At 63.5% G+C, this 20,137-nt stretch carries 12 protein-coding genes; 9 read left to right on the forward strand and 3 right to left on the reverse strand.

What is annotated here, in order from left to right; genetic code table 11:
• The 7 genes from ACG2LG_RS21585 to ACG2LG_RS21615 form a co-directional block, all read left to right on the forward strand.
• The coding region (locus ACG2LG_RS21585) for a hypothetical protein (protein ID WP_396262561.1) at positions 1-359 on the forward strand (359 nt) is incomplete at its 5' end.
• 97 nt (positions 360-456) lie between these two features.
• Positions 457-1,650: an MFS transporter gene (locus ACG2LG_RS21590; protein WP_396262563.1), complete on the forward strand. Its 1,194-nt coding sequence runs from the start codon at positions 457-459 to the stop codon at positions 1,648-1,650.
• A 54-nt stretch (positions 1,651-1,704) separates the two neighbouring features.
• Positions 1,705-2,652: a CHAD domain-containing protein gene (locus ACG2LG_RS21595; RefSeq protein ID WP_396262564.1), complete on the forward strand. Its 948-nt coding sequence runs from the start codon at positions 1,705-1,707 to the stop codon at positions 2,650-2,652.
• Positions 2,649-4,052 carry a class II fumarate hydratase gene (fumC, locus tag ACG2LG_RS21600; RefSeq protein WP_396262565.1) on the forward strand — a complete coding sequence of 468 codons (1,404 nt, stop codon included), beginning with the start codon at positions 2,649-2,651 and terminating at the stop codon, positions 4,050-4,052. Before ACG2LG_RS21595 ends, fumC begins: the two co-directional genes overlap by 4 nt.
• Before the next feature lie 99 nt (positions 4,053-4,151).
• Positions 4,152-5,522, forward strand: coding sequence for a cytochrome-c peroxidase (locus ACG2LG_RS21605; RefSeq protein ID WP_396262566.1), 1,371 nt, complete (start codon positions 4,152-4,154; stop codon positions 5,520-5,522).
• Between the two features lie 398 nt (positions 5,523-5,920).
• The gene (locus ACG2LG_RS21610; RefSeq protein ID WP_396262568.1) at positions 5,921-9,862 is read left to right on the forward strand and encodes a hypothetical protein; all 3,942 of its coding nucleotides are present in this window, start codon (positions 5,921-5,923) and stop codon (positions 9,860-9,862) included.
• Positions 9,863-9,906: 44 nt separating this feature from the next.
• Entirely contained in the window at positions 9,907-10,593 is a 687-nt protein-coding gene (locus ACG2LG_RS21615) for a hypothetical protein (protein ID WP_396262569.1), read from the forward strand.
• Positions 10,594-10,630: 37 nt separating this feature from the next.
• Here the strand turns inward: ACG2LG_RS21615 and ACG2LG_RS21620 are convergent, their stop codons facing one another.
• The 3 genes from ACG2LG_RS21620 to ACG2LG_RS21630 all read right to left on the reverse strand — a co-directional run bounded on the left by ACG2LG_RS21620 (position 10,631) and on the right by ACG2LG_RS21630 (position 17,595).
• A complete protein-coding gene (locus ACG2LG_RS21620) occupies positions 10,631-14,527 on the reverse strand; it encodes an Ig-like domain-containing protein (RefSeq protein ID WP_396262571.1) in 3,897 nt (1,298 codons plus the stop codon).
• Positions 14,528-15,115: 588 nt separating this feature from the next.
• Positions 15,116-16,216 (reverse strand): M20 family metallopeptidase, encoded by a 1,101-nt coding sequence (locus tag ACG2LG_RS21625; RefSeq protein WP_396262572.1) that lies wholly within the window; start codon positions 16,214-16,216, stop codon positions 15,116-15,118.
• A complete protein-coding gene (locus tag ACG2LG_RS21630; protein ID WP_396262573.1) occupies positions 16,213-17,595 on the reverse strand; it encodes a hypothetical protein in 1,383 nt (460 codons plus the stop codon). The genes ACG2LG_RS21625 and ACG2LG_RS21630 overlap by 4 nt, the downstream gene beginning before the upstream one ends.
• 114 nt (positions 17,596-17,709) lie before the next feature.
• On the opposite strand from ACG2LG_RS21630, the gene ACG2LG_RS21635 reads away from it, so the two are divergent.
• Together ACG2LG_RS21635 and ACG2LG_RS21640 are read left to right on the forward strand one after the other, a co-directional pair.
• A complete protein-coding gene (locus ACG2LG_RS21635) occupies positions 17,710-18,414 on the forward strand; it encodes a response regulator transcription factor (protein WP_396262575.1) in 705 nt (234 codons plus the stop codon).
• On the forward strand, positions 18,411-19,964 hold the full coding sequence (locus ACG2LG_RS21640) for a sensor histidine kinase (protein ID WP_396262577.1): 1,554 nt from the start codon (positions 18,411-18,413) through the stop codon (positions 19,962-19,964). The genes ACG2LG_RS21635 and ACG2LG_RS21640 overlap by 4 nt, the downstream gene beginning before the upstream one ends.
• The last annotated feature ends 173 nt before the right edge of the window (positions 19,965-20,137 follow it).

Below are 20,137 nucleotides of genomic sequence, written 5' to 3' on the forward strand. Positions count from 1 at the left end.
TCACCCTGCTGGAGTTGACGGTGGTCATCCTCGTTTTGTTGGCACTGATTGCCGTTCTCTTCATCGGCGGACGGGCGTGGAAGCGCGGTTCGGACCGGGCCAGCTGCATCATGAACATCCGGAATGTTCAGCAAGCGGTCCGCTCGCATCAGAATCTCAATGGAGTCCCCGACAACGCTCCCATCGACATCGTCACCGACCTGGTGGGTGGGGACAACTTTCTGAGGACCGAGCCGGTCTGTCCGGCGGGCGGCACGTATTCCATGGTTTCCGCCATTCCTGAACTGGGGACCCTCGCCATCGAGTGTTCGCTGGCGACCAGCGAGGACCACGTGCCGAGCTTCTACGCGGGGTGGTGACCCCCGCATGACTGTTTCCCGTGCTTGGCGGCGGGGATTCCCTGCGTAGGCTTGCCGCGCTTTGGCAGACCTGAAGGCAGCACAGAAACGGAACGCGATGTGGATTATCGCGGGCCAGAGCATGACCAAGCTCGGCGATGTTCTGACCAACCCGAAGACGGTGCTGACCTGGATGCTGTCGGCGCTCGGGGCACCCGGTGCGCTGCTCTCGATGCTGGTTCCTGTGCGCGAGGCCGGTTCGATGCTGCCGCAACTCTTCGTTTCCGGCTTCGTCAAGAAGTTCGAGCGGAGGAAGCTGGTCTTCGTCGCCGGAGCCCTCGCCCAGGCCTTGGCGATCGCGATGATGGGCGTGGCGGCCCTGATGCTTCCCGCAACGGCCGCGGGTTGGACGGTGCTTGCCTGTGTGGCGCTGTTCGCACTGGCGCGTTCGTTCTGCTCGATCAGTTCCAAGGACGTGCTGGGCCGCACCGTGCCGAAAGGATTTCGTGGCCGGGTCGGCGGACTCTCGAACGCGATCTCGGGAAGTCTCTCGGCCGGAGCGGCGGTGGTCCTGATCCTCTTCCGCGACCATGAAACGGCCGGGTTTCTGGCCTGGATGGTGCTCGGAGCGTCCGTGCTCTGGGTGCTGGGGGCGGCATTGTATTCGTGCATCAACGAGCCCGCGGCGGAACCGGAGAGCGGGGGGGCGGAGGAGGGCTGGCTCCAGCGGCTTTTCCTGGTCCGCGAGGATCCGATGTTCCGGGCCTTCATCATCGCCCGCGGACTGCTCCTCGGCACGGCTCTGGCCTCACCGCTCCTGGTGGTGCTGGGTCAGCGGTCGGGTGGGCAGATCACCTCCCTGGTTGGTTTCATTCTCGCGTCGGGCATGGCGAGTGCCGCCAGTTCGTTTCTCTGGGGGCGACTGGCGGACCGGGCCGGCGAGTGGTCGATGGCCGCCGGTGGGCTGGTGGCGGCCGTGGCCGGGGTGGCCGGGATCGCGATCTCGTGGCTCGCGCCCGGATGGGCCGATGCCGCATGGGTCTGGCCGCTGGTTTTTCTGGTCTTCAACATCGGCTACGCCGGCGTCCGGCTCGGTCGCAAGACCTGGGTGGTGGATGCCGTCGAGGGCGACCGGCGCACCGACTACGTTTCGGCGTCCAACACGCTGATCGCGGTGCTGATTCTTGCCACCGGTCTCCTCCACTCGCCCTTGCAGGCCTGGTCGCCCCTCGCCTCGCTCGGGCTGTATTGCGCGATGTGCCTCGCGGGTGCGGGAGCTGCCGTGCGCTTGCGCCGCCTCGGCCGGGATTGAGCCTTTTCTTGCACTGTCGGGGGTCCGGGCTTTGGATGGGAGCCCCTCGGAATCATGAGCTTTCGTATCCATCCCGAACGGTCGACCAAGGCGCAGGTCCGGCGTGTCGCGCTCGAGCAGTTGGACCGCGCCGCTTCCGAGCTCGCCGCCCGTGATCGCGATCTCCACGAGTCGATTCATCAGGTGCGGAAGCGCTGCAAAAAGCTGCGGGCGCTGCTGCGGCTGTGCCGCGGAGTGATCGGGAAGCGCTACCAGCGCGAGAACGCCCGCTACCGCGATGCCGCGCGGCGGCTTTCGGGATTGCGGGACGCCGAGGCCCTGACCGAAACCTACGACCGTCTTCTCGATCGCTACGACGGGCCTCTAGATCGCGCCAAGTTCGCCCCGATCCGTCGCCGGTTCACGCTGGACAAGCAGCGCCGGGCGCGGGAGCGGACCAATCTCGGGGAGGAGATGGATGCCTTCGCCGCGGCCTTGGGAAAAGGGCGCGTGGCGGTGGATCGGTGGGCCGGCAAGGTGAAGGGGTGGGACGACCTGCTGCCGGGAATCGCGAAAACCTACCGGCGCGGCCGCAAGGCGATGCGGGCCGCCGCCGGGAAACCGTCGACCGAGTGCTTCCACGAGTGGCGCAAGCGAACCAAGTATTTCGCCCATCAACTGAAGCTGCTGGAGGACCTGTGGCGGCCGGTCCTGCAGGCCCAACGCAAGGAGGCCAAACGCCTCGCCGACCTGCTCGGACGGGAGCACGACCTCGGCGTGATGGAGACCTGCCTGGCCACGGATTTCGCCGACTACGGCAGCCCGGACGTGCTGCGCGTGCTGAACGGCCTGATCCACGAGCAGCGTGAGGCCCTGCGGCGGGAGGCCTTCGATCTCGGAGCCCGGATTTTCGCCGAGAAACCGTCGGCGCTCGTTTTGCGCCTCGAGGCGTTCAGCCGGGCCCGGCGGGCGGCGCAGAGTGCCCGGACCGACGGCTTTAAGCGAGAGCCTCGCCATTCATGAAGACCATGACCCGACAGGAAACCGACAGTCTCGGACCGATCGAAGTGGCGGCCGACCGATACTGGGGCGCCCAGACCCAGCGCTCGCTGGGCAATTTTCCCATCGGCGGCGAACGCATGCCGATCGAGGTCGTTCACGCCCTGGCCCTGGTCAAGCAGGCCGCCACCGAGATCAACCGCGACCTCGGCCTGCTCGACGAGTCGCGGGCGCGGACGATCATCGAAGCCGCGGGCGAGGTGGCGAGAGGGAAATGGGACGATCATTTTCCCCTCGTGGTCTGGCAGACCGGTTCGGGCACGCAGTCGAACATGAACGTCAACGAGGTGATCGCCAACCGGGCGATCGAATTGCTCGGTGGCGAGATCGGGAGCAAGGACCCCGTGCATCCGAACGATCACGTGAATCGTTCTCAATCCTCGAACGACACCTTCCCCACCGCCATGCACGTCGCGGCGATGCGATTGATCCGCAGCGAGTTGCTGCCAAAGCTTCAGGCGCTTCACTCGGCCTTGGTCCGCAAGGCTTCCGCTTTCGAAAGCATCATCAAGACCGGGCGCACCCATTTCCAGGATGCGACGCCGCTGCGGCTGGGCCAGGAATTCGGCGGCTATGCGCGGCAGGTGGAACTCGGGATCGACCGGATCCACGCGGCCCTTCCCGGCTTGCTCGAACTGGCTCAGGGCGGCACCGCGGTGGGCACCGGACTGAATACCGTGAAGGGCTTCGCGGAGAAGGTGGTGGCGCGCATCGCGGCGCTGACCGGCGAGGACTTCGTTCCCGCCGGCAATCGTTTCGAGGCGCTGGCGGCCCACGATGCGGTTGTTTCGATGTCGGGCTCGCTTCGTGGTCTTGCCTCGTCGCTTTTCAAGATCGCCAACGACGTCCGGATGCTGGGATCGGGGCCGCGCTGCGGGATCGGGGAACTGGTGCTGCCCGCCAACGAACCCGGGTCATCAATCATGCCGGGAAAGGTGAACCCCACCCAGTGCGAGGCGCTCACCCAGGTCTGCGTCGAGGTGATGGGCATCGACACCGCGATCGGCATCGCCGGGAGCCAGGGGCAGTTCGAGTTGAACACCTACAAGCCGATGATGATCCACGGACTGCTGCGGCAGGTCGGTTTGTTGGGCGATGCGGCGGACAGCTTCGCCCGCCGGTGTGTGGACGGGATCGAGGCTGACGAGGATCGAATCGCCGAACTGCTCGAGCGGAGTTTGATGCGCGTCACGGCCTTGGTTCCGGCGATCGGCTACGACCGGGCGGCGGCGCTCGCGAAGGCCGCCCACCGGAACGGCACGACCCTGCGTGAGGAGGTGCTGGCTGCCGGCGAACTGGATGCCGCGACTTTTGATCGACTGATGGATCCGGACGCGAGCGTGGGTCCGACGCCCGGGCCTTGAGGTGGATTTTCGACGCGTCGTCGAACGGATTAACCGAATCTTTACGAAAAAGGCCGCTTTCCCCATACGGAGCTTACGTTCGCGCTGAATTCTACTCGGATGAAGGTGCTCCCATTATTGCTCGCCGCCGCCCCTTTCGCCTGCGCCGCCGGGGGGGTGATCGATCTGGTGAACCCCGCCCGCTATGCCGATCAACCGGTTCCGGACTACATCAATCGCGACAACACGCCCGCCGACAATCCGATCACCGACCACGGAGCCACGCTTGGCAGGGTGCTCTTTTACGACAAGCGCCTGTCGCGCAACGACACGATTTCCTGTGCTTCCTGCCACCAGCAGGAGCGGGCGTTCTCGGATCTGGCCGTGGCGAGCACCGGGGTGGCCGGCACGACGGGCCGGCATTCCATGCGACTGGTGAACGCCCGATTCTCCGCCGAAGAGCACTTTTTCTGGGACGAGCGGGCTCCGACCCTCGAGGCGCAGACCACACAGCCGATCCAGGACCACGTGGAGATGGGATTCAGTGGAGCGGACGGCGATCCCGGATTCTCCGATCTGGTCGACAAGTTGGAGGTCATCGAACTCTATCAGGTCCTGTTCAAGGCGGTTTACGGCGACCCGGCCATCACGGAAGCCCGCATCCAGAACGCGATCGCGCAGTTCGTCCGGAGCATCCAGTCCTTCGACAGCCGCTACGATGAAGGCCGCGCCGCGGTCGGTGCCGACGGGCCGCCCTTCCCGAATTTCACGGCTTCCGAGAACAACGGGAAGCAACTCTTCCTGGCCGGTCCGGGGCCGGGCGGCGGTGCCGGTTGTGCGGCATGTCATCAGCCACCGGCATTCGATATCGCTCCGAACTCCGGGAACAACGGCGTGGTGGGAGCGATCGGCGGCGGCAACGACTTCACCGTCACGCGTTCGCCCAGCCTCCGGGATCTGGTCGGTCCCGGCGGAACCTCGAACGGAGGATTCATGCATACCGGAGAGTTTGCCACGCTGGAGCAGGTGATCGCCCACTACAACGCGATCCCGGCGGTGGTGACGGGACTCGATCCGCGCCTGACGCGGCCGGGAGGTCCCGGCGGACCCCAGGCGCAGCGATTGAACCTGAGCGGCCAGCAACAGGCGGACCTCGCCGCCTTCCTGCGGACCCTCACCGGATCGGCGATCTACACCGACCCGAAATGGTCCGATCCTTTCGACGAAGACGGACAGCTGGCCCTCGTCGTCCTGCCGACCGACGGCATGACGATGACCTTTTCGGGAGCCGGAGAGGCCCGGCAGTTGACCGTCGGAATGTCCGCGGTGGCCCATGTCGACTATGTCTTCCAGTGGTCGGGAGATCTGGAGCAATGGGGTTCCCTTGCGGTTACCGCCGATGCGCAGGGGAGCATCGAAGTGGTGGTCCCCGCTCCCGAGTGTCAGGGCCAAGGCTTCTTCCGCCTGGCCTACGCGCCCGCCGCCGAGTGAGCGTGGTGCCTGATACCAATGAACAGAATGATCTGGTAGAATGGCCGGAGTGATTTTTCGCAAGCTCAAGGCGCGAGGAGGGCGCGGTGCGGGCGCCGCAACCGACAAGCAACCCAGACATTGCGGAAAAGCACCCGGTGCTCTCCAACTCGCGAAGCGACTGGTTTTCAATCCCTTTCAACATCTCCATTCTACCGGAGCATTCTGTGAGTTGGTATGAGTGGGGCCGGATGTGTCGGTTCGGCAGGCGCTTGGGAAAGCACCGGAACCCGGATGTTCCAGGGCTCCGAAGACTCCGGAAAACCTGGAGACTATCCTGCAAAAGGGATAGATTCTGCGTGACTTTTCACTTCAATTGTCCCGATTCGGCAATACCTTGCGGTCGTATGTATTTTGTGATGGCAAAGACCCAATCCATCCAACCGCAAGGACTGAGGACCCACGAAGCTCCCGGCGAGCGTGGCTTCGCCTTGGTGATCACGATTTCGTTGATGGTGCTGCTGGCCCTGCTGGCCGTCGGCCTGCTCTCGCTCTCGACGGTCACCTTGCGGAGTTCGTCGAATGCGCTGGCTGCCTCCGAGGCCCGGGCCAATGCCCGGCTCGCGCTGACGATTGCGCTGGGTGAATTGCAGAAGGCGATGGGACCGGATCAGAGAGTGTCGGCCAATGGATCGATCCTTGCTGGCACTGATGACGACTTGGGTATTCCCAACCCGCGCTGGATGGGCGTTTGGGACTCTTGGAAGGCGGGGGGAACGTCTCCGGCGGGCAACGATGATCCGAGTGAGCACTCCACCATCGGGGACCCCAACACCGGGATCAGTCCGAGCTACGAACCCAATCGTGAGGATCATTTCCGCTCATGGATGGTCTCGCTTCCCGAAGGCCGGACTGGCGATGTCGATTCGGCGACGAATGCGAACCTTGCGGCGGTCGGCAAGCCCGGCCAGGACGACAGCGCCGTCATTCTCGTAGGAAATGGGTCTCTGGATCCGGAGATGCCCGCCACTGAAAAGGTGAGGGCCTCTCTGGTGCCCGTGGGTTCCGCCGACGCGTCCACGGGCCGCTACGCGTGGTGGGTGGGAGATGAAAGCCAGAAGGCCGGGATCATGGACGATCCCTACGAAGCGCAGGATTCGATCGCGTTGCACGAGCGGTTGTTCCGCCAGCACGCCCCGGCCTCGATGGGGCACTCGACGGTTGAAGGCCTTGAACGCGTCGCGGACGACGCGGCCCTCGGCTTCCTGCCATCGCGCGAGACCCTCGGCCTCGTGGAGGGTGTGACTCGCGAGGCCACGGGAAGATTCCACGACATCACCACCTCATCGATGGGAGTGCTCGCGGATGTGCGCGAGGGCGGCCTGAAGCGAGATCTTTCGACGCTGTTGGAGAGGGCGATCGCTCCCGGGGAGGTGTTCAACCTTTCGGCCCGTTCCGGAGTCGAGTACGAGTGGGCGACGTCGATCAAGAGCGAAGGCAACGACTTCATGCTCTACCGCTTCGACAACCTGGTGAACAGCATCGAGCCGACGCTCCAGGCCAGCGTGCCGATCCAAGACCTTGCTGCCTACTATCAGACCTACGACCATTATCGGGAGGATTGGAATGGAGGATTGCAGCTATCGACCCGGGACTCATCACCCCCGAACAGCATCTTGGGCAACGGCCTGGTGATCAGCAATCCGGACTATGGCGGCACCAAGGGGGATTTCGACAAGTATCTCCGGCAGCCCAGCGCCCTGTATCGCAGCCCGGTCGTGGTCAAGATGGAGATGATCCTGAGCTTTGTCAGCGAGCCGATCACGCCGCGTCCCCGGCCGACCCGCGCCGATCCGTTCCCCGACACCCATCGCGTGCGGATCGGGTTCAGCCCGGCGGTGACTCTGTGGAACCCCTTCAATGTTCCCCTGGTGATGAACATCGGCGATCCGGACCAGCAGTCGCTCATGTTCCGCGAACATCCGATCAACGTCGAACTCGAGTTCAACAAGTCGAGCAGTTATGGTGGGTCGCCGGAGGGGAGTCCGGTGAGGATCAATCTCAACCGCGTCACCAACAACCAACAGAACGAACTCTACACCCTGTTCATTTCGGGCGAGGAAGAGGCGGTCTTCGAGCCCGGGGAATACAAGGTCTTCGCCCTGAAGCATGCCTCCAACTCGGGAGGAGGAAGCAACTACGTCGACTTCATGCTTCGGGGCGGCCGGGGCACCAATCGTTTCAGCGAGAAGTTCTTCCCGGAACTGGAACTGGTGCCCGGATGGAATCCGGAAAAATTCATCATTCCGGACAACCGTGTCGGCGGGGCCGGCCGGCGGAGCGGGGACAACGAGTACATGATGACCTTCAGCGCCCAGGATTACATTTCCGTCACCGTGAGGAATACCGGAGGAAACAGCTTCTCGACCGACTTCACGCAAAAGTCCCGCCACGGGCGGAATGCCCCCGGCGTGATGTGGCACTACCGCGCCTTTCGAATCGGTGGGAGGCTGACCCGGGGGAACAACGGGGCGAACTACAAGAGCGACCTGACCCATCTGGGTTTCCCCGGAGGGCAGGGCGGATCATTGGCCTCGACCCAGGTGCGGACGATCGAGATCCCTGCGAGGCGGGGCCAGGAACTCATCGATGCCATGGGCAGTGGCATCCAGGACGCCGTGCCCCAACCGTTCCTCTACTTCGGCATGAAGTCCGCGGTTGAGACCCATGAGACAAGTGGCATCGCCGGTGCGGAGGGGGCGGCGCGGAGGTTTCCGACCCGTCCGTTCCTCCACTCGTCGCCCCTGCATCCTCCCTTCATTGACGACGTCCGGAGCGACTCCCTCTACAATTACGGCTGGAACTGGTTTTTCGTGCCGCTCGACAACATTCTTGATGCCCCGGTGGAGATCGCTCCCGACGACCACGGATACCATGGAGGTGGCTACACGGCGGAATCCGGGACGACCCATGTGGTGCAGCAGCATTTGCCGCTCACTCCGCCGATTTCGATCGCATCGCTGAGTCATGCCGTGCTCGGAGGCTATAGTCTCGGAACCGAAGCGGCGGCGGCAGGCTATCAGGGCCTGCGCAATCCTTGGTCGACGGAGGCGTTTCACCGGACCACCGTGCACGGCTTTGGTGGCCTTGCTCCCTACAACCTGCAGGCAATCGGCAACTCCTACGCCCACCCGCTGATTCCCGCGGACAAGGCGTTCACCCGCTGGACGCGCTACTACGAGCAGCAGGGCGGCACTCCGCCGGCGACGAACGAACCCTTCGTCGACCATTCCTACCTGGCGAACAAGGCCTTGTGGGACGAATTCTATTTTTCCTCGATCACGCCGGTCCTGGACAGTCCCGTCTTCGGCAGCCGGCGTGAGTTGTCAGCCCAGGAGGTCGCCCGGAGGTTCTTCTTGAGCGGGGAGCCGTTGCCGAACCGGCGACTGGTGCCGTATCTCGGAGGCTTCCGGGAACAGCGTCTCGAGGAATGGCTGGAGGCATACGATGACTACAAGGATGGGTTTGCCGACAAGGTGGCGCGTCACATGATGGTTGAAGCCCCATTCAACATCAATTCCACATCCAAGATCGCATGGAAGGCCCTGTTCTCGAGTCTGAAAGGAAAAGCGGTCTCCTATCTCGATCCGGAGGATTCGCTTTCGGGCGGGATCAGGATCGATGAAACGCAGCCGGATGGAGTCCCCATCGGAGCCGGATCCCTTCCCGGTGGCGAAAGTTACACCGGCAGCTCTTCGGATCCCAGCGATCCGGAACAGTGGACGGGATGGCGGGCACTCACCGATCAGGAGATCGACGAACTTGCCGGGGCAATGGTCAAGCAGGTTAAGCTTCGCGGTCCCTTCCTTTCGCTTTCGGAGTTCGTCAACCGGAGGTTGGATGGAGGGAACACGGAACTCGCGGTCAAAGGGGCGCTTCAGGCCGCCCTCGACGATCCGAGTGTCTCGATCAACGAGGGATTCCGCGGCGGGGTGCGGGAGTTTTCCCGGAACGAGAAGGCTTGGATGAATTCCAAATTCGATGAGGCGATGGACGGTGCCATCGCCTATGGGAGCCCCGCCTATGTCGACCAGGCGGACATCTTGCGCGGCTTTGCGGGGCAACTGACTCCACGGGGAGATACCTTCGTGATCCGGGCCTACGGGGATGCCGTTGATCGCAGTGGGAAGGTGGTGGCCCGGGCTTGGTGTGAGGCGACGGTCCAGCGCGTGCCCGAATACATCGATGCGGCGGACGAGCCCCATGTGAAGCAATCGGAACTGCAGTCGGAGAGCAACCGGAACTTCGGGCGAAGGCTGACCGTTTCACGATTTCGCTGGTTGAACCCATCGGAGGTTTGATGGAGGGTGCGGCGCGCCGGACTCTGGCGTGCCCTGCAACATTCATGAAACCGATCGGCTTACTCACGCTCGTCATCATGGCGGTCTTGCGCCCCGACGTGCTCGCCCAGGACAAGGTTCTCAAACTGCAGTTTCTTGCGTTTCCCAAGCAGATGAGGCCGCAGCCGGTGGAGTTGCTCATCGGAGAGGGAAAGACCATCGAAGTCCAGACGCCCGGGCACGAGCTGTCGCCGGAATATGAGGTCCCCGCCTTGGCCACGATTGCCGTCGGCAAGACCGTGGTGAACGAGGAGGGTGAACCGGCGTTCGAGGTTTACGGCCAGGCCAAGTCGCTCGGAACCCGGAGTCAGATCGTCCTCCTGATGCGGAAGGGCAAGGAAAACAAGGACGGCTTCGCGGTCCTTCCGGTCAATGCCGACCTTTCCAATTTCAAGGGGGCGAGCTTTCTCCTGATCAATGCTTCCACGCTCAACGTGGGAGGAATGATCGGTGATACCGAGTTCGGCCTCAAGCCGAGCCAGCAGAAGATGATCAAGCCCAAGCCGACTCATGACGGGGGCCTTTGCCAGGCGACCTTCTTCTATCAGCGTGAAGGGGACTGGAAGAAATTCCGGGATACGCGCTGGCCGTCCAACGACAATTACCGGTCACTGGTCTTCTTCTTCCAGGACCCGGAAACGGGTCGTCTGGGCATCGCGCCGGTGGTCGACATGCTCGACCGGGATCCATGATCCCGTGCCAATGCGGGCAGCGCTCGGCGGCCCGGGTCTATTCGGTGGCAAGGAGGCGACCGAAGAGCGTCCTGCCACCATTCGCTTGATCTCCGGGGATGGTGGCCTCGACGGTGTTCAGCGGGTCTCCGGCGGTGATATCGAAGACGACTCCGTTCACGGTGCCGTCGATGTCCGGAACCAGTGCCTGGTTTCCTGCGGCGTCCCACGCGTCGGTCATGCCCAGGTCGCTGCTGTGTTGAGTATGCAGGGTCGATGTACCCCGGTTGCCCGCGTTGCGCATGCTGAAGCTCATGACCAGATTGCCGCTTCCATCCTCGCTGACCGCCGGCAGCAGTCCGGTGGCGTTCACACCGGGATCGGACGCTCCGAGGAGCCATGCCATGCCGTTGGCAATCCCGTCACCATTGTCGTCTTCAGCGAAGCTCCCGCCCGTTCCCGCCCAGGCCTCGTAAGGTGACTGGCTGTTGCCGGTCCCGGTGACCGTGAAGGTGAAGGGCGCTTCGTCACTGTCGTCATTGGGGATCGAAATCGTCGCGCTCCGTGCACCCGAGGCCTGCGGCCTGAACCGTAGCGTGAAGGTGGTCAGCCCGTTGATGGTGGGGACGGGGTTGAAGTCCGGCTGGTCGATGATCGTGAAGTCGGGATCGCCGCTCACGGCCACCAGGTCGGGGGAACCGGTCAGATTGAGTGGTGCATCGCCGAAGTTGTAGATCGTGAAAACCAGGTCGTTGTCGGTGTTCAGGCCGAACGTGCCGAATTCGTAGGAGCTGGTGCCGCTCACGAGATTGGTGAAGTCCTGCCGGACGGCGATTTCGGGGGCAGGGGGCAGGGTGGAGGTGACCGTCAGGAGATTGGAGATTCCGTAGAGTGGGCGCACTTCATTCTTGTCGATCGAAAACCGGTCGATCCAGCCCCGGCGCCAGTTGGTGATGAGGCCGCCCTTCGAGGTGCCGTCGGCCGCGCCAAGTGCATCATTGTCCTTGATGTTTCCCGAGGTGTCCGAGCCGGTCCAGACATCGCGGTATGTCCCCGCGTAGAGGGGTTGCCCCCCGGTCTCCGACTTCCCAATGGCGACGTTCATGGTGCCGTCGCCGAAAAGGTCCGCGTAGTCGTCGGCCACGCAGGTCGTTCCATCCACGAGCCAGACGCTGGTACCCGTGCCGTTCGGGTCGAGCGAGGCATTGTCCCGCGCCGAGATACTCGGTGTCGAAGCAATGGCCTTCCACGTCACCCCTTCCGTGGTTCCGATGCCCAGCGGGCTTGCATCGGCCAGGGTCTGGACAAAGTTGTTGTAGGTGGTGATGTTCGACGAGATGGCCGAGATGCCGCTGCTCGTGCAGAAGACGAGCCGGTAGGTGTCACCGATCTTCCACAGGGCTCCGGTGGCCGGGTTGATTCCGTTGTTACGAGTCAGATCGAGAATTCCGAGTTGGCCTGAGACGTCGTCCACATCACGCACCGCGATGATGGTGTCATCCACGAAGGGACCACTGAGCGTGTCACCGAAGAGGTCGTCGAAGGATGCCGCTCCCGTCGTTTGGAGATTCACCGTCCCCGTCGTGAATGCCGTGACGACGACTTCCACCGCCTGATCCGAGATCTGGGTGACGCTGTCGATCGAAACCGTGGCGGAGCCGAGGCTGAAGAAGGCACCCGTGCCGCCGTTGAAAGTCCCGGGGTTGTCGAACTCGAGGGTGAACGTGATGACGGGCTGTTGCGAGATGAAGACCTCACCGTCGCTCGTGTCGTCGGTGATCTCGAGGAAGATTGGGTCGCCTGATCCCCCGGTGTCGGAGAGCACCGTCAGGACTTGGTCACCGGCGATCCAAGTCACCTCGTTGTCCACCGTCGCGGGGGTGCCGACCCGGCCGTACGTCCCGGCGGGATAGGGGAAGCTGTTGATGGTAAGCGTGTTCACCGAATCGTCGGCGCTCATGGTGATGAGTGTCGATCCGGTGTCGCCGTTGAGGGCGACTGCGGCGGAATCGTCGATCGCATCGGCCGCGTTGATGAAGAGATTCGCCGCCGGACCGCCGTTGAAGGACTTGATGGTGACATTTCCTCCCAATGAGCCGGTGGCCTGGGCGAAGACATCAAAGGCCCCGCCGTTGCCCGAAATCACGAGTTCAGAGAAGGTGTTGGGTGCCGTCAGAAGAGCGTCCTGGCCACCATTGCCCCTGAGGTCGAGCCGATGCGGACCGTTGAAGCCATGGGCGAACTCGAAGTCCTCGGCGGGTTCGGAGCCTTCATTCATCGTGATTCGGGCGTCTCCCAGCAGCTCGATGCCGGGGATGACGGTGGGGCTTGCCCCATTGTTGTCGCCCGCCCGGAAACGAAGCTCGCTGTCACTCAGCATGAAGATGGTCGTTTCGCCGGGTGTGCCGAGAGCGTTGAAATCCTCCTGATACCGTGGGCTCTGGTAGCCGATCTGCAGCAGCGAGGCCGAACCCAGAAACAAGTCTCCGGTGTAGGGGTCGGCGAGCCCCCCGTCTGAAGTGGCGCTCTTGGTGGCGAAGATCTCGACGTTGATCTCGTCTCTCGGCACGGCGACCGTCCAACTATCGGGGTCGCTCCAGCTGTCTCCAGTCGTCGTGCCAGGTCCTGGCGGAGAATAGACCGTGACGATCGCGGTCTGGAAATACCAGGTTGTGGGGTCGGAGATGCCGGCAAAGGCCTCCCCGCTCCGGTTCAGGACCGCGTTGGGCTCGATGATCACCGCGTAGTCCGACGCGGGATCCAGCGGTTCGGCAGGGAGGATGGTCAGCAGGTCGTCCTCCGACGCAAAATCCCCGACGATCAACTGGTCCGTGTTTGTCGTGGGAATGGCGGTATCCTCGCCCCTCGTCAGGTTTCTCAGGATGATCGATCCGGTTCCCAGCACGATGGGCTTGTTGAATGCAACCGAAGGTGCGGTTGGATAATCGAAGATGAGATCGACGTCCGTGGTGCCCGGAGCAGGGAAGAAGGGGAAGAACGACGCGACAAGCGGCGGAACCGGATCAAGAGGCGCGGTGCGGAAGGTCCACTCGCCGGAGGTCGTGCCGCGGTAGACATTGGGCGCGGGATTGGTCCAGGTGTCCTGAAGGGCTTCATCCGAGATGGTCACTTCATATTCGGTGTCGTATTCCAGCTTGGTGCTCGGGGCGATGGTCAGGTCGGTTCCGGAGACGCTGACCTGCGGGTCCGGGAGGCTGAGTGTGCGGATGTCGGAGCCGTCCGTCAGGTCGGTGAGGGTGATGGTTCCACCGCCAGTGAACTCGATCTCTTCGTCGAAGGTCGCCACCAGACTGGCACCGCCATAGTTGTCGGTCGAATTGTCTTCGGGGATCGAGGAACTGATCACCGGCGGGTTGGGGTCGTTCAGCGGCTCGACCTGCACGGTCCAGCCGTGCACGCCGTCGGCCAGCAGGTTCCAGGAGCCCGAGTTGAAGCTCGTGGTGTGTCCCTGGAAGATGGCGATCTCCCACGAGTCGCCACCTCCCGACTCGAACATGATGGCTTCGAGGCTGGTCTCGAGATCGTTGTTCAGTGTGACCTGGCCGAAGGTCCATTGATGCCCCCGGGTACCCTCATAACGCACCTCGTCTGCTGCAAAGGAACCGCTGTTGCTGACCCGGGTAGAGAAGTTGACCCCCGGGATCTTCAGCGTGCCGCCATCGTCGCTGCCGAAGCCGATGGTCCAGTTTCCCGCCGGGATGATCACGTTGGCCGTCGCCCTGAGGACGTATTTGTTGTCCTGCTGGTTGCCATTGGGCAGAGGGTTCGTAGCGCCGAAGCTTCCTCCCCCGCCAACGTTGATCGTGGACGGGTCCGGGGACTCCGTGTGGTCGGTGAAAAGGTAGGCTCCGGTGGAGGCCTCCAGCGCCATGATGGCCTCCGCCTCGGTGGTGTTCTGGGGATTGCCGTCAGAGCCGCCAATGAGGTTACGCATCAAAAGAGAAAAATCCGCGTTTGCAGCCGGGAGGAACGTGATGAAAACAAGTCCAAGGAGGGACGTGGAGAGGCGAAACCATCGTGTTGGGTGCATGGGAATGGTAGTGGGGTCTGCGATTGGAGGCTTGGAGCTTGAGCGGATGGTGAGCTGATGGAAAGTTGCTTTTGTCGGTATCAGATCGAGTCCCGTCGATTGAGGTGAAATGAGGCACGGTTTCATTAAAGGGGCTGCTGGGAAATTTTCCCAGCCGGCCACCGGGCTGGGAATCCGCCTTCCCGGTGATGAAATGACGGATGATTCGCCGAGGCAGGGGCCCGTATCGTGACGAGCTTCATCGCCACAAACGATTCTGCCCGGAGATCATGCTTGAAGTCGACTTCATCACAAGAAGCTCGTCTCGAATCCCGCGCCATTCAAGGGCGAAGGGGAAGGCACGGTTACGCCATATTTTTGGGGGCTCCTCTTCGGATGACGAAGGTCGTGGCATCCACGTGCCCGCCACCATTCCGGCCCAGCCCGGCAGCACGATTCTCGTCCGCGTGGCTGGCGACCCTCCCTGACCCGTGGCCGCGTCCGGGCTCTGCGCTACCGGAGCGTCCGTGTGATGTATTCCCGGGCGATCTCGTAAAAGGTGACCATGCTGTCGATGTCGATCCACTCGTCGGGGGCGTGGAGTTCGCCGACCTCCGGCCTGGCAATGATGGTCTGGATCCCGACTTCGCACAGGAACCTCGCATCGCTTCCACCCGATGCCCGGACCTCACGGACGGGGAGCCCGGTGATCTCTTCGGTGACCTCCGACCACAGGGGGTCGGGGTTGAGCCGGGAGGGTTGGGCGGTGATGATCGGATCAATCATGAGGCCGGGTCCGAGCAGGGACTCCACCCGGCTGAGCATCTCGTCCAAGCGGTGGGGTGGCGGGAACCGGAGATCGAGCATCGCCTCGGCGGCGTCGGGAATGCAGTTGGGCGTGCGGTTCGGTGTGTGGAGTGTGGTGACCGAGCAGGTCGGGGACCAGTGGTTGCGCTCGTCCGGAATCGGAAACCCCTCGCACAAGCGGGCCAGGCCCGCAGCGAGCTTGGCGGCGGCGTTCTGACCGAGCCATGGCCGCGCCGCATGGGATGCCTCGCCGCCGGAGATGACCTTGAGGTGCGCGATTCCCTTCTCCTCCACGGTGACCTCGTGGACCGACCCTCCGTCCGGGATGATGGCATGGGCGGCGTCGAGCCTGCCCTCCCGAACCAGGTGACCCACTCCATGGTGGCCTCCCTGCTCCTCGTCCGAGGTGACGACCATGCCGAAGGGGATCCCCGGAGTTTCCCGGTGGAGGTCGCAGAACAGCTTCAGCATGATTGCCAGAGCGCCCTTCATGTCCCCGGCACCCGGGCCGTAGAGCCGACCGTCCTCAATGCGGGATCGATAGAGATCCAGATCGGGATGATCGATGACGTCAAGGTGGCCGATCATCAGCACCTCCGCGCGTTCGCATCCTGCTGGGAGCGCCACCAGGGATTCGTAGCCGCCCGATTCGTAGCGCTGGATGTCGACGCCGTCCAGCGGGTCGAGGTGGTTGAGGAAAAAGGAAAATGCCCGCGCCCGCTCGGGGGGGCGGCTGTCGGTGCTTGGTATCAGGATGAGGTCCCTCGCCAGCGCGACGATACGGTCTTTGAGTTCCGTGCGGTTCATCGGTCGTTGATGTATTTCCATGTCACCGGGAGATCCTCGCGGGCGGTGTCGAGGAGGTGACGACACTCTTCGAGGTTCTCGGAGACGGCGAGAAACTGACCCTTGCTCACGCGGCCGTCCGCTTCGAGGTTGAAGTTGACCGGGATGATTCCACACTGGGTGGCGGGATCGAACAGTTCGCCTTGGTTCCTGAGTCGATCCAGCAAGTCGCGTCCTTCCATCGCCACGGACAATTCGAGATTCCGCATCCGCCATGAGCCGTGCGGATGGAAGTGCCGGGCCAGGATCGAAGGGTAGGTCGCGCCGGTGACCCGGGCGTTGATCTCGCAGACATAGACGGTGGATGTCCCTGTTTCATCAAGCGCGACGAGAAAGTCCGTGCTGGCGACTCCCCGGAAGCCCTGGCGGTGGAGCCACCGGGCGGCCTCGCCGGCTTGGTGCAGAAGCTCACCCTTCAGTTCCGGAATCTCGTCGAGATAGGCGGGATGAGCCTCGTTTCCCTGGTGAATGCTTGCCGCCGGGTCGAGGATTTGCTCCGTCAGGTCGTAGAGGTGGACGGTTTCTTCCCCGATGCACATCTGCACGCTGGGACTGAGGATCGACTCGATCCCGTGGATGCCTGGTTCGAGCCATCCCTGAACCATGCACGGCCCCTCATGCAGGAAGGCCTTCGGAAGATTCCTGGGTGTTGTCCCGACCGGAGTCTTCATCAGTCCGATCCCCGAAGCGCCGATCTGGGACTTGATCACCGCGTGGCGATGGCCGTCGCCGCCGAGAGCACGGAGGGCCTCGGCAATCTCGCGCTCGTTCTCCGCCAGACGAGTCGGGAAAGTCGGCAGTCCGAGTTGCTCGAGATACTGGTGAAGTAGTAGCTTGTTGTTGCCCCGGTGACTTCCGTCGGGGGTCGAGAGCGTGTCTTTTCCGAGGCTTTCCGCGATGCGGGCGATGGCCTCATCGGTGACGAAGCCGTCGAGGGTGGCCGCCGGTTCCTCGCCCAGGCGGCGCAGAAGTGGATGATCGGCTCCATCCCCGTCCTTGAGGGACCGGCCAAGTTCGAGGAATTCGGTGCGGGTCAGAATCTCGGTGGCTGGCAGGTCGAATCCGAGTTGCAGGAAGAACTCGGTCAGCGCCGGGTCGGGAGTGCGCTCCAGGACCAGCACGTTGTGGGAGCCGCCGAAAATCAGGCCGAGCACCGGCAGGAGGCGTCCGCCATAGCTGTCGACGCACCGGATTTCCTCGGAGAGGAGACGGGCTCCGTCCCGGTTGCCGAAGAACAGGGAGAGGAGGTTGGCGAAAAAAATCACGCTGCGGTCCTCCCAGCACTTCGGGATGGTTCCCAAGTCCCGCAGGACCTGCGGAACATCCGGCTTCAAGGACATGCCTCAGGATAGGATGGGCATGAATCCGTGCAAAGGAGAACCGGGGGCGCGGGAGATGTTAAGAAGTCGTAAAAGTGGTCGCATTGCCCGCCGGAGGACGGTCATGCTTGCTTCATGGATGAAGGAGGTCGCCCGCTTCTGGTCGTTGACGACGACCGCAAGCTCTGCGGATTGATCCGCGACTATCTCAGTCCTCTGGGATGGTCGGTGGAGATGCGGCACACGGGTCCCGAGGGTCTTGAGGCGGCCCGGCACGGAGCCTACGAGGCGGTGATCCTCGATGTCATGATGCCGGGCATGGATGGCTTCGAGGTGCTTCGGGAACTGCGCAAGGATTCGAATGTGCCGGTCCTGATGCTGACGGCTATGGGAGAGGAGGCCGACCGGATCGTGGGGCTTGAGCTGGGGGCCGACGACTACCTTCCGAAGACCTTTTCCAGCCGTGAATTGCTGGCACGGCTTCGGGCGGTCACCCGCCGGGCGGCAGTCAGCCCCGGAGAGCCGCAAGCAATCCTTCAGGTGGGAGAGCTCGTGGTCGACGAGGGAACCCACGTGGCAAGCCTCCGGGGTGAGGTGCTTGAGCTCACGACCCTGGAGTTCGCCATCCTCGCGTCGTTGATGAAGGCGGGTGGACGGGTGAAGTCGAGGGAGGCGCTGTTGGAGGACGTTTCCGACCGGCGCTTCGATGTGTTCGACCGGTCCATCGATGTGCATGTCTCGCAGCTCCGGCGGAAGCTCGGGGACGACGCGCGTCACCCTCGCTACATCGTCACGGTCCGGGGCGTTGGCTACAAACTGGGCGAAGGACTCGACACATGATCCGCAAAGTCAGGTTCCCGTTGCTGGCCAAGATGATCGGGTGGCTGCTCCTGCATCTCGCGGTGCTCGCCGGAGCATTCCTTCTTTTCCTCAACTGGCAGCTTCGCCTTGGTCTCGACTCCCTGCTCAGCAGGGCTTCGGGGGAAAGGCTGACCACGCTTGGCTCGGTGCTGGCGAGCGAGATGAGGAACGCATCGAGGACCGGGTGGGCGGAGATCGTCCGGACGCATACCGAACCGTACGGTGTCGAGCCCCTTCTGTTGCTGGAAGACCGTGCGGATGTCCTCGGGGGCCGCGTCGGGATTCCCCCCGATGTCGATGAGAGGCTCAAGGACTTCACTCACAGGGGGCAGCGGCCGCCGGGACCCGCGCGGCGGGAGGAGGTCCGCCCGGGCGGATGGCGGGATGGCCCCGGCCAGGGCCCACCGAGGCCGTTCGGTCCGCCGAGGGATCGTCCGGGATCACCGGGAGCGGCGGCTTCGGAGCGAGAGAGGGGGAGGGTTGCCCAAGACCCTCCCGAGCCTCGCCCCGTGTTCCTCCTGCGATCGAGTGACGGCGGCTACTGGGCGGGGATCGATCTTCCTCTCTTCAATCCGGGCGAGGACCGGCCACTGCATGGCATGTTGCTGCTTCGCTCGGGAAATCCATCCGCAGGCGGGTTGTTCTTCGAACTCAGGCCGTGGCTTCTCGGTGGCCTCGCGGTGCTGGCTCTCAGCCTGCTGCTGTGGGCGCCCTTCATTCTCGGCATCACCCGCTACCTGACAAAGCTATCACGGGCCACCGAGCGGATCGCCGAGGGACGCTTCGAGGTCAAGGTGGGAGGGAGCCGGAGTGACGAGCTGGGATCGCTCGGCGCATCGATCGAACGCATGGCGGGCCGGTTGGACCACCTTCTGCGGGGGCAGAAGAGGTTTCTGGGTGATGTGGCCCATGAGTTGTGTTCACCTCTTGCGAGGATCCGAACCGGTCTCGGCGTGCTCGAGCACCGCCTGGACGACGATGACAGGAAGCGGCTTGCCTCGATCGACGAAGACGTCGGGGAGCTGTCCGAACTCGTTTCCGAGGTTCTGGCCTTCACCCGCGCTGAAACGGCACCGGAGAGCCTGAAGAGTGAACCCGTCGACCTGCAGGACCTGCTGGTCGAGGTCGCCGCGCGGGAGTGCCCCGGCCACGCCGTGCAGATCGAAATGAAGGAAGGCATGCAGGCGCTCGCGGACCGGCGCTTGCTTGGCAGGGCGTTGGCGAACGTGCTTCGCAACGCCCGGCGCCACGGCGGCGAAGCCTGCCGGATCCGGATTCGTGTCGCGAAGGCGGGGGAGCGGGTGCGGCTGGCGATCGAAGACAGTGGGCCGGGCGTCCCGAAGGAGGAACTCGGCAAGCTCTTCGAGCCGTTCTACCGGCCCGATGGCGCGCGCACCCGGGAGGCGGGTGGGGCCGGCCTGGGCCTCGCGATCGTGCGATCTGCGATTGAAGCCTGTTCCGGAGACGTCCGCGCCGGACGATCCGATCTCGGCGGATTGAAGGTCTGGATCGAGCTTGATGCTCCCTGATCGGGTGGCGGATTCTGCCCTCCTGAAACATTCCCTGGAGAGTGTTGGCGTGGTGGTATTGGGGGATGCCGGGGGGGGTGAAAAAACTTCTCGAAAGGTATTGACCGTTGGGGGCTGGGCTGTAGGTTCCCCCCCGCCGCGCCTCCGGGGGTGGCACGAGAGACTTGGAGTCG

It is taken from the genome of Haloferula sp. A504 (genome assembly GCF_044385805.1).
Lineage (GTDB): Bacteria > Verrucomicrobiota > Verrucomicrobiia > Verrucomicrobiales > Akkermansiaceae > Haloferula.

Coding starts and splice junctions, on each gene's coding strand:
- ACG2LG_RS21590 (WP_396262563.1), top strand. CDS start 457: ATGTGGATTATCGCGGGCCAGAGCATGACCAAGCTCGGCGATGTTCTG.
- ACG2LG_RS21595 (WP_396262564.1), top strand. CDS start 1,705: ATGAGCTTTCGTATCCATCCCGAACGGTCGACCAAGGCGCAGGTCCGG.
- fumC (WP_396262565.1), top strand. CDS start 2,649: ATGAAGACCATGACCCGACAGGAAACCGACAGTCTCGGACCGATCGAA.
- ACG2LG_RS21605 (WP_396262566.1), top strand. CDS start 4,152: ATGAAGGTGCTCCCATTATTGCTCGCCGCCGCCCCTTTCGCCTGCGCC.
- ACG2LG_RS21610 (WP_396262568.1), top strand. CDS start 5,921: ATGGCAAAGACCCAATCCATCCAACCGCAAGGACTGAGGACCCACGAA.
- ACG2LG_RS21615 (WP_396262569.1), top strand. CDS start 9,907: ATGAAACCGATCGGCTTACTCACGCTCGTCATCATGGCGGTCTTGCGC.
- ACG2LG_RS21620 (WP_396262571.1), bottom strand. CDS start 14,527: ATGCGTAACCTCATTGGCGGCTCTGACGGCAATCCCCAGAACACCACC.
- ACG2LG_RS21625 (WP_396262572.1), bottom strand. CDS start 16,216: ATGAACCGCACGGAACTCAAAGACCGTATCGTCGCGCTGGCGAGGGAC.
- ACG2LG_RS21630 (WP_396262573.1), bottom strand. CDS start 17,595: ATGTCCTTGAAGCCGGATGTTCCGCAGGTCCTGCGGGACTTGGGAACC.
- ACG2LG_RS21635 (WP_396262575.1), top strand. CDS start 17,710: ATGGATGAAGGAGGTCGCCCGCTTCTGGTCGTTGACGACGACCGCAAG.
- ACG2LG_RS21640 (WP_396262577.1), top strand. CDS start 18,411: ATGATCCGCAAAGTCAGGTTCCCGTTGCTGGCCAAGATGATCGGGTGG.